Source organism: Comamonas sp. (assembly GCF_036666375.1).
Classification (GTDB): Bacteria; Pseudomonadota; Gammaproteobacteria; order Burkholderiales; family Burkholderiaceae_C; genus Comamonas.
Window position 1 is genome coordinate 1 of the sequence record NZ_JAVWWA010000076.1, and the last position, 9,879, is coordinate 9,879.

Genomic DNA, 9,879 nt, shown 5'->3' on the forward strand with positions numbered 1-9,879 from the left:
TCGCAGCGCAGCCTGCAGGCGCGGCGCGCCGAACTCAGCCGCAGCATAGACACGGCGGCGCAGCAGGTGCGCTCGCTGGGCGACGAACAGCAGCGTGCCCAGGAAGAGCAGACGCGGCTGAACGACGCCGCGGCCCAGGGCGGGCTGCAGGACGCGCTGGCGCTGAAGATGGAGCGCGAGAAAGCCGTGGGCGAGCGCCGCAGCGAGTACGACGAGCTCACCAACCGCCTGCGCGGCAGCGACGAACGCCGCCAGCAGCTCGAGAAGGCGATGGAGCCGCTGCGCCAGCGCATCACCGAATTCCAGCTCAAGGAACAGGCCGCGCGCCTGGGCCTGGAGCAATACAACAGCCTGCTGACCGATGCCCAGGCCGATCTGGCGGCGATCGCGCAGTCGATCGCCGAAGGCAATGTGCGCATTCCCGGCATGCAGGGCGAGATCGACCGGCTGCACCGCGACATCGCGGCGCTGGGCGCGGTCAACCTGGCGGCGCTCGACGAACTCAATGCGGCCAGCGAGCGCAAGCTGTTCCTCGACGCGCAGATGGAAGACCTGACCTCGGCGATGAACACGCTCGAAGATGCGATCCGCAAGATCGACGCCGAGACGCGCGACCTGCTGTCGGGCACGTTCGACACCGTCAACCGGCATTTCGGCACCATGTTCCCCGAGCTGTTCGGCGGCGGCCAGGCCAAGCTGGTGATCACGGGCGACGAAATTCTCGACTCCGGCGTGCAGGTCATCGCGCAGCCCCCGGGCAAGAAGAACCAGACCATTCACCTGCTGTCGGGCGGAGAGAAGGCGCTCACAGCCATTGCGCTGGTGTTTGCGATCTTCCAGCTCAATCCCGCGCCGTTCTGTCTGCTCGACGAAGTGGACGCGCCGCTGGACGACGCCAACACCGAGCGCTACGCCAAGCTGGTGTCGAGCATGAGCCGCGGAACCCAGTTCCTGTTCATCAGTCACAACAAGATCGCCATGGAGATGGCCCAGCAGCTGATTGGCGTGACAATGCAGGAGCAGGGCGTTTCGCGCATCGTTGCGGTCGACATGCAGTCGGCGCTGCACATGGCCGAGGCAGTTTAGATTTTTTCCTGACGGATACACATGAGTACCTTGCAAATCAGTTTGGCCATTCTGGGTGTCGTGGTGTTGGCACTGATCGTCGCGTACAACACCTGGGCGGCGCGGCGCAATGCGCCCAAGCGCGCCCAGCCCGAAGAGGACGAGACCGGCCTGCCGGGCCACCACCAGCCCTACAACCTGACCGAGCGCCAAGAACCCGCGCTCGATCTGTCGCATGGCGGCCATCAGCCCGAGCCCGTGGGTCCGCAGGTCGTGCCCATGGCCCAGGCCCAGGACCATGTCCACACCGCGCCGCCGCCGCCCGATACCCAGCGGCGCGAGCCTGGCATGGACGAAGCGCAGCCCGCAGGCGCGCCCGCGGCGTTCACCGAGCCCGCGTTTGCCGCGCCCGAGCCCAGCGCGATTCCCGTGGAGCGCCGCCCCAACCTCGACTCGCTGATCGATGCCATCGCGCCGATACAACCCGAACATGTGATTCCCGGCGAAGGCGCGCTGCAGGTGCAGCCGACGACGCGGCGCGCGGGCAGCAAGCCGTTTCGCATCGAAGGCCTGAACCAGAAGACGCGCCAATGGGAGCCGCTGCAGGCCGGTTCGCGCTACACCGCCTTCCAGGCTGGCGTGCAGCTGGCCAACCGCATGGGCGCGCTCAATGAAATCGAGTTCTCCGAATTCGTCTCCAAGGTGCAGGCATTTGCCGACGCCGTCAGCGCCTCGGTCGACCTGCCCGACATGCTGCAGGAAGTGGCGCGGGCGCGCGAGCTCGACCAGTTCGCGAGCGAACACGATGCCCAGCTGACCTTCATGCTGCGCGCGCGCCAGGCTGCCTGGAGTTCGGGCTACGTGATGCAGAATGCCGCGCGCCTGGGCTTCGTGCCGCTGTCCATGCCGGGCCGCATGGCCTTGCCATCGGCCGCGGGCGGCCAGCCGCTGCTGGTGCTGACCTATGACGCCCAGGCCGCGATGGCCGAAGACCTCGACCAGTCCGCCATCCTCGAACTGCTGCTGAGCCTCGACGTGCCCCAGGTGCACCGCAGCGAGCAGCCGTTCGCGCGCCTGCGCGAAGTCGCCGACGGCCTGTGCCAGGCCATGGAAGGCGTGCTGTGCGACCAGAACGGCCACCCGCTGCCCGTGTCCGTGGTCGAGCCGATTGCCGCCGACCTCGAGCATCTGTACGACCAGCTCGACAGCCGCGAGCTGTCGGCCGGCTCCATGCTTGCCCGCCGGCTTTTCAGTTAGTAGTTAGAGAGTGCATGCAACATCTGCAGGATGATATGTTCGGGCAGCCCGAGGGCGCGCCTGAACCCAAGCCCGCGGCCAGTCCGGCCGCCGAAATCGAAGCCCTGCGCGCGCAGCTGCGCGTCTGGGCACACCAGTACTATGTGCTCGACGAGCCCAGCGTTCCCGACGCCGAGTACGACAAGGTCTATCAGCAACTGGAGGCGCTAGAAGCTTCCCACCCCGAGCTGGTCACGCCCGATTCGCCCACGCAGCGCGTGATCGGTGCCGTGATGGCCGGGCTGGCGCCCGTGCAGCATGTGGTGCCCATGCTCAGCATACGCACCGAAACCGATACCGAAGCCACGGGCGCGCAGGCGTTTGACGCGCGCATTCGCCGTGAACTGGGCCTGGAGCCCGGCGATCCGCCGGTCGAGTATGTGGTCGAGCCCAAGTTCGACGGCCTGGCGATGAGCCTGCGCTACGAAGCCGGCAAGCTGGTCCAGGCCGCGACGCGCGGCGACGGCAGCGTGGGCGAGGAGGTGACGCACAACATCCGCACCATACGCAGGATTCCGCAGGTGCTGCCCGCGGGCGTGCCGCCGGTGCTCGAAGTGCGCGGCGAGGTCTACATGGGCCGCGCCGATTTCGAAGCCCTCAACGAGCGCCAGCGCGCAGAAGGCGGCAAGACCTTCGTCAATCCGCGCAATGCCGCGGCCGGCGCGGTGCGCCAGCTTGACTCCTCGATCACCGCCCAGCGCCCGCTGTCGTTCTTCGCCTATGGCCTGGGCGACATCACGCCGCAGGAGCAGGGCGGGCCGGCGTTCGGCACGCATTACGCCATGTTGCAGCAGCTCAAGGCCTGGGGTTTTCCGGTCGCCGAGCAGGTGAGCCTGGCAAAGGGTGCCGAAGAACTCGTGGCCTTCCATGCGCGCATAGGCGCGGCGCGCGACAGCCTGCCCTATGACATCGACGGCGTGGTCTACAAGGTCAACGCGCTGGCATTGCAGCGCGAACTCGGCTTCGTCACGCGCGAGCCGCGCTGGGCCGTGGCGCACAAGTACCCGGCGCAGGAGATGGTCACGCGCGTCGAGGCCATCGACGTACAGGTGGGGCGCACGGGCAAGATCACGCCCGTGGCGCGTTTGGCGCCGGTCTTTGTCGGCGGCGTGACCGTGACCAATGCCACGCTGCACAATCTGTTCGAGCTGCGCCGCAAGCGCGTGCGCGTGGGCGATGAAGTCATCGTGCGGCGCGCCGGCGACGTGATCCCCGAAGTGGTGGGCGTGGTGCCCCAGCGCGTGGTGTCCGCCGCGGGTGCCGAGGTCGGCGCCGCGGCCAGCGACGCGCTGCTCGACGCCGCGGCCCAGCTGGCCACCGTGCAGCCGCGCTCGCCCTACGTGCCCAACTTCCAGATGCCGCGCCAATGCCCGGTCTGCGGCAGCGATGTGCTGCGCGAAAAAGGCCAGGTCAACCACCGCTGCAGCGGCGGCCTGTTCTGCGCCGCCCAGCGCAAGGAGGCGCTGCTGCATTTCGCCCACCGCCGCGCGATGGACATCGAAGGCCTGGGCGACAAGCTGGTCGACCAGCTGGTGGAAGCGCAACTGGTGCGCACGCTGCCCGACCTGTACCGGCTCACGCTGGAGCAGCTCGCGGGCCTGGAGCGCATGGCCGAGAAGTCGGCGCTCAACCTGCTCGCGGCGCTGGAAAAATCCAAGTCCACAACGCTCGCGCGCTTCCTGTTCGCGCTGGGCATTCGCCAGATCGGCGAAGCCACGGCCAAGGACCTGGCCAAGCATTTCGGCACGCTGGACGCCATCATTGCCGCGACCGAAGAGCAGCTGCTTGAAGTCAACGACGTGGGCCCCATCGTCGCGCACAGCATCCGCACGTTTCTCGACCAGCCGCACAACCTCGAAGTGCTGGCCCAGCTGCGCGGCGAGTGCGGCATCCACTGGCCCGAGGGCCCGCCGGCCGAAAAGCCGCCGCAGCTGCTCGCGGGCAAGACCGTGGTGTTGACCGGAACGCTGCCCACCATGGGACGCGACCAGGCCAAGGACCTGCTCGAAGCCGCGGGCGCCAAGGTCGCGGGTTCGGTCAGCAAGAAGACCAGCTATGTGGTCGCGGGCGCGGATGCGGGCAGCAAGCTCGCCAAGGCCGAGGAGCTGGGCGTTCCGGTGCTCGACGAAGCCGGCCTGCTGGCGCTGCTCGCAGGCGGATAGCCGACGCGGGCCGGATGGAACTAATCCGCGGCAACTGTTGCGAACAGGCGGGGGTGAAAGTCACCTCGCAGGTGCGGGCCGCGGGCCCGCCTACGTTCCTCGAAGGAAATTCGCATGTCGGAAGTACGCATCAACAATGTGGCACTGAGCCAGAATCGCCTGGAGCAGATCGAGGGCGCGCAGACCCTCAACGAAGCCCAGCGCATGGGCCTGTTCGATCGGGTCGTCGACTGGTTTCGCGGTGGCGTGAAGAGCGAGGCCATCAGGCAGGCGTTCGATCTGCTGCGTGCGCCCGCCTGCGGCAGTGCGCCGGCGTCGCAGCATCAAGGCCTGCTGCAGCACTTCAATGTGCTGCACAACGCCTTGCGCGCCGAGCACGCTGACAAGTGCCAACTGACCGTGCAAAGGGACGAGGACACGCAGACCTGGTCCTATCGCATGGAACTCGACGGCAAGTCTCTGGTGAGTGCGACCGGCTTGCCCATGCAGTCGGGCCATACGCTGGCGGCATTCGAGGACCAGGCCCTGCTGGCGAATCTGGGCAATTACCTGCAGGACAAATTTGGCGCGGATTCGCCGGACCAGCGCCAGGTGCTGCAGGAAAAATTCGCCGCCATCAACGCCGGGCATGCGGACCTTGCAGGCGATTGTGCCACCCATGCGACACTGGAAAAATTCCGCCTCGTGTGCGCCAATCTGCAGCCCTTGGGCGCGCCCGCCAAGGGCTGTTTCCCCGCAGTCCAGCTGTCGCACGACCTGGGCACGGCGGAGCTGTCGATAGGCAATCATGTGCTGGGCGAATACATGATTTCCAGCCAGTCCGTCCTGACCGACACCCTGACCACCATGGCCCAGGTCTGCGCCGGCGCCGTCGACTACATGCTGCAGGCGCGCGACATCGATCAAGCCGTGCTGGCCACGGTGCAGGACATGGTCGATGACAGGGACGAACGCAGCGTGATGGAAGGGCGCATCCACGACCCCTTCTTTTGCCGCGCGAACTTCGTCGGTGCCCGTGTGCTGGAGGGGGACGAATCGAAGTTCGTGGCGACGTTCCGTGACGCTTCGGCGGGCGGCCAGGAGCAGACACTGGTCTTTTCCAATCGCCTGGTCACGAATGCCGAGTTGCGTGGAGCCAATCTGCAGGAAAAGCTTGCAACCGGCGCCTACGCCACGCTGGCGGAGCTGATTTCCCAGCGGTTTGGCACGGCCGAGGATTCCGAGCTTCCCTATCTGACCACCACCGCGCGCTTTGGACTGGCGGGCGCCTTGTCCTGTCTGGAAGATGACGCGGATGCGGGCGAGCGACTTGGGTTTCCCGATGCGGCGTGCGTACACCGGTATTTCCAGGGGCTGAAGGACAATGTGCTCGGTCCCATGACGCTGGGCCGTACGGATCTGGCCCAGGTCTGGCGCCTGGAGTCCACCGCCTACGGCAGCATGAGCCAGCAGCAGCCGGCAGCCGACGACGGTGACCTCAGGCCAGAGGAGGTGGGCCCGCCTGCCGCCCCACCGTCGCAGCCGCATGAAATGACCATGCTGGCCACCTTCAAGGCCTGATCCGGGCATAGGCCGCCGCCGCCATGCCCGTTTCGGCGCGCGGGCGCCTGCGCTGCTTTACCATTCGCGCATGAGTTCCCATTACGAAACGCTGCAAAAGGCAGACGCCTACCGCGAATTTTTCAAAGTAGCCCCTCCCGAGGACCTGGGCGAGCGCATGCTGCGCGCCCGCCGTCCGGGCTTCATGATCCGCGCCGTACCCCAGGCCGAGGCCCCGAGCGAAGCGGCGGCCGCCGCCGCGCCGGCTGCCGCTGCGCCGGCCCCCGATGCCACGCCCGAGGCCGAGACCGCGGTCGCGGCGCCGCCGGCGCGCAAGCAGGCCGTGCCGGTCGTGCGCGAGCTGGTCGCGGCGCAGTGGGGCCTGGTGCCGCACTGGGTCAAGACCGCGTCGGACGCGCGCCTGCGCGCCATCAAGCTGCTGCACGCGCGCAACGAGACCGCATCCACGGCCCAGGCGTTTCGCGACGCCTGGCTCAACAACCAGCGCTGCATCATTCCCATCATGGCGTTCTTCGAGGACGACCACCGCAGCGGCAAACCGGTGTCCACGCGCATCTCGCGCATCGACGGCCAGCCCATGGGTCTGGCGGGTCTGTGGGCGCATTGGAAAGGCCCCGAAGGCGAGGAGATCCTGAGCTTCGCGGCGCTCAACATCAACGCCAACACCCACGGCCTGCTGCACCGCTACCAGCCCCCAGGCAACGAGCGGCGCATGCCGGCCATCCTGAACGAAGGTGCCTACGACGCCTGGCTCAGCGTGCGCCAGGACAAGGCGCGCGAGTTCATGCGCCAGTACGCGGCCAACTGGCTCACGGCCAATCCCGTGGAAAACAAGAAGGACAAGATTCCCAAGGATTGGCGCGTCGCCCAGTAAGCGCGCGCCGCTTCAGGCGAACGTCTCCTCGTTCTCGGGCGTGCCGTATTGCTGCGACTGCAGCGCTTCGGCCGCCTGGCGCTGGTTCGCGGCACAGGTCTGCAGCAGCTGCATCAGTGCCGCGATGTCCAGGCATTGCACCAGCAGGCCCGTGCCGTCGGCCTGCTGCGCCTGGATGATCTCACCGACGATCGCGGGTGCGCCGCCATGCATGCGCGGCGCGGCCGCAAAGCGCCTGGCCGCGAAATGCTGCACGCCCAGCAGGTCGCTGACCAGCAGGCCTATGCGCCGCCCGCCTTGCTCGATCACGATCACCTGGCTTTGCGCGGTGATGGTCGAGGGCGTGCCGCGCAGCACATGGCCCAGATCGAACACCCAGGCATAGCCCGTGACCTGGCCTTGGGACCGGCGCGCCAGCGTTCCAAGGCAATAGGGCAGGCGTCCCGCGGAAACCGCAGTGATCGCACTGGCCGGCAGCGCTTCAAGCACGCAGGCTGCATGGACTGCGAAAGGCCTGGCATCGATGAAGAACGTTGCCATCTCGCGTCCCGCGCCCATTGCCGGCTCCTGGACATTGCCCACGCTGTCACCGAGCAGCTGGGTGGTGCGGCGCAGCACCGCGGCTTCGGCATCGGCAAGCACCGCGCCAAACGAGGTGAACGACAGCGCGAGCACGGCATCGGGCGCATCGTGGTTGGCGCGAAACTCGCGGTAACCCTGAGTGACCGAACAGCCGACGATGCAGTAGTGGCCCGCATGCACCATGGCGCGCGACTCGCTCTGGCCGGGAGCCAGCTGCAGCATGCGCGCCGGCAGCGCCAGGCGGCTGCCGGCTGCAATCTGCAGTCCGGCGCGCTCGGCCCGGGCGCTGCTGCTGGCCAGCACCAAACCGGTGCGATCGACAAACACCGTGCAGTTGCGCTCGGCGCCCGGCTGCGCTCCGGCGAGCATGGCCGTGAGCTCCTCGGCCGAGTTGAAGACAATGCCTATGCCGCCCACGGGTGCCGCGTTGGCGCTTTGCGCTCCTTCGGGCGCGCGTATCGCGGCATGGAACACATAGGTCGGCGCATCGTCGCTGAGCGCGCTCGCCTGCCAGGGGCTCACGTGGTAGGCCTGGGGGCCGCGCAGCGCGAGCACCGCGGCCAGCGCCTGCGCGTCTATGCTCTGGCCTATGGCGCTCGTGCCATTGGCCAGCCGTTCGTGGCTGGCGGCGACGATGCGCCCGCTGGTGTCGTAGACCACCAGACGGGAATAGACGGTATACAGCCCGTTGATCTGCGCCAGGATGGCGTTGGCGCGCAGCACGTCGGCATCGCCGGCGATGCCCAGCTTCACATCGGCCAGCAGGTTGCGCAGCTCGGGCGTCAGCGCCCACCAGCGGCAGTCGTTGGCACGCTCATAAAGGTTGCGGTCCAGCAGATCGACCAGCAGCTGGCTCAGAAACTCGCTGTCGCGCAGTGCCGCGCTGAGCACTGTGTGGTAGAGGTCGCGTATGGAGTGGCTGAACACTTCGTTGGTGCGCGCTCCGGTCTCGCCTATCTGCTCGAGCACGGCGGCCAGGCGCTGCGCGTCCTCGCGCTGACCGCCCGTCATGACCTGGCCGTTCCAGACCACGCGGCGAATGGTGTCGGCGGCCGTGACGATGTCGTGCAGCGGCGGGCAGAACTGGCGCGCATGGCCCAGCAGGCCCTGGATGATCGCGGGCGGCAGGCTGTCGACGCTGCTGCGGGCGCGCGACTGGAAGGCGAGCTCGACGGGCACCATGACCTGGCCTTTCCAGCCCGGTGGGCCGGGATAGCCCTGGTAGCCTGCGGCGGCGATGGTCTGCACCAGATAGGTGCGTCCAGAGTGTGTCCACAGTTGCGCAGCACCAGAAAGGTTCCCTGGGACCTTGATTCCGACTCCGATCCACAGCGGGTCGCTGCTGGCCAGCACCTGCTGGCTCGCATCGACCAGCAGCGCGAGGCTGCGGCCTTGCTGCGCCCCGCGTGCCTGGAAAATGCCCTGGAGCTCGTCATCGAACGCAAAGCTCAGGCACAGCACGCCCACGGCTTCGCCGGTGACCGGGTGCAGCAGGCGCTGCGAATAGATCAGTGCATGGCGCTGGCCGGGGCGCAGGTCGCTGGCGCGAAAAGTCTCGACATGGCGCGGGCTGCGCAGCGTCTGCTCGATCAGCGCGTCCTGGCTCTCGACCAGCGGCATGGAATCGTCTATGCGCGCCAGCACGCGGCCTTGCGTGTCGAGAATCAGGATGTCGTCATAGACGGTGTATTTGCTGCGGTACTGGCGCAGGCGCGCACGCACCGTTTCGGCATCGTCGTCCAGACCCGCGGCCAGCCGGCACAGCACCGGGTCGGTGGCCAGGAAACCCACGTCGGCCGTGCGTTCGTACAGGTTGCGCACCAGTATGTCGATCACATGCCGCGCCTGCGTGCCGATTTCGCGCATCACTTCGCCCAGCGACTCGGCGACCAGCGACTGCACCAGATCGGCTTCGAGCCGCTGGAAGCCCTCGCGCGTCGCGGCCATCATCGGCAGGATGCTGTGCGCCTCCTCGGGGCAGTTCATCTTTGCCGATGATTCGATCAACCGCCACATCAGCCGCAGCTCACGCAGCGAGTCCTCGCAGCGCGATACCTTGCGCATGAAGGGAATGAAACTGTCCGTATCGATCTCGTGAACCACTTCGTCGGTGCTTGTCATGGCGCTCCCTGGTTGTCGTACTTCTGGTCCGCATGCGTCGTTGCATGGGCTATTTGTGACAAGATGCAAGCAAGAGATGGGCCAGTCTGGCGCCAGGAAGCTGCCGTCGACAGCCAGGTTCTCGATGGGTTGATAACGCTAACCACCAGCAGCGCGCGAATGGCGCTGGGTTGTTGAACAACAGGGCTTCGATCCTTCAACGGCTTGGGTGCTCGGCGC

General features: G+C 67.3%; 6 protein-coding genes. 5 read left to right on the forward strand and 1 reads right to left on the reverse strand.

Annotated elements, in window-relative coordinates:
• The 5 genes from RR928_RS17105 to RR928_RS17125 form a co-directional block, all read left to right on the forward strand.
• The coding region (locus tag RR928_RS17105) for a chromosome segregation SMC family protein (RefSeq protein ID WP_442881924.1) at positions 1–1,086 on the forward strand (1,086 nt) is incomplete at its 5' end.
• 21 nt (positions 1,087–1,107) lie between these two features.
• On the forward strand, positions 1,108–2,322 hold the full coding sequence (locus tag RR928_RS17110) for a cell division protein FtsZ (protein WP_332547775.1): 1,215 nt from the start codon (positions 1,108–1,110) through the stop codon (positions 2,320–2,322).
• 14 nt (positions 2,323–2,336) lie between these two features.
• On the forward strand, positions 2,337–4,523 hold the full coding sequence (gene ligA, locus RR928_RS17115; RefSeq protein ID WP_442881452.1) for an NAD-dependent DNA ligase LigA: 2,187 nt from the start codon (positions 2,337–2,339) through the stop codon (positions 4,521–4,523).
• Between the two features lie 114 nt (positions 4,524–4,637).
• Positions 4,638–6,083, forward strand: a complete 1,446-nt coding sequence (locus tag RR928_RS17120) for a hypothetical protein (RefSeq protein ID WP_332683455.1) — start codon at positions 4,638–4,640, stop codon at positions 6,081–6,083.
• A gap of 70 nt (positions 6,084–6,153) precedes the next feature.
• The gene (locus RR928_RS17125) at positions 6,154–6,957 is read left to right on the forward strand and encodes an SOS response-associated peptidase (protein ID WP_332535782.1); all 804 of its coding nucleotides are present in this window, start codon (positions 6,154–6,156) and stop codon (positions 6,955–6,957) included.
• A 12-nt stretch (positions 6,958–6,969) separates the two neighbouring features.
• Here RR928_RS17125 and RR928_RS17130 read toward each other — a convergent pair whose 3' ends face one another.
• Positions 6,970–9,660, reverse strand: coding sequence for a chemotaxis protein CheW (locus RR928_RS17130; protein ID WP_332535780.1), 2,691 nt, complete (start codon positions 9,658–9,660; stop codon positions 6,970–6,972).
• Positions 9,661–9,879: the final 219 nt, after the last annotated feature.

What these genes read in the sequence shown, in the direction of transcription:
- RR928_RS17125 (WP_332535782.1), top strand. Translation starts at nt 6,154, where the DNA reads ATGAGTTCCCATTACGAAACGCTGCAAAAGGCAGACGCCTACCGCGAA.
- RR928_RS17130 (WP_332535780.1), bottom strand. Translation starts at nt 9,660, where the DNA reads ATGACAAGCACCGACGAAGTGGTTCACGAGATCGATACGGACAGTTTC.
- RR928_RS17110 (WP_332547775.1), top strand. Translation starts at nt 1,108, where the DNA reads ATGAGTACCTTGCAAATCAGTTTGGCCATTCTGGGTGTCGTGGTGTTG.
- RR928_RS17120 (WP_332683455.1), top strand. Translation starts at nt 4,638, where the DNA reads ATGTCGGAAGTACGCATCAACAATGTGGCACTGAGCCAGAATCGCCTG.
- ligA (WP_442881452.1), top strand. Translation starts at nt 2,337, where the DNA reads ATGCAACATCTGCAGGATGATATGTTCGGGCAGCCCGAGGGCGCGCCT.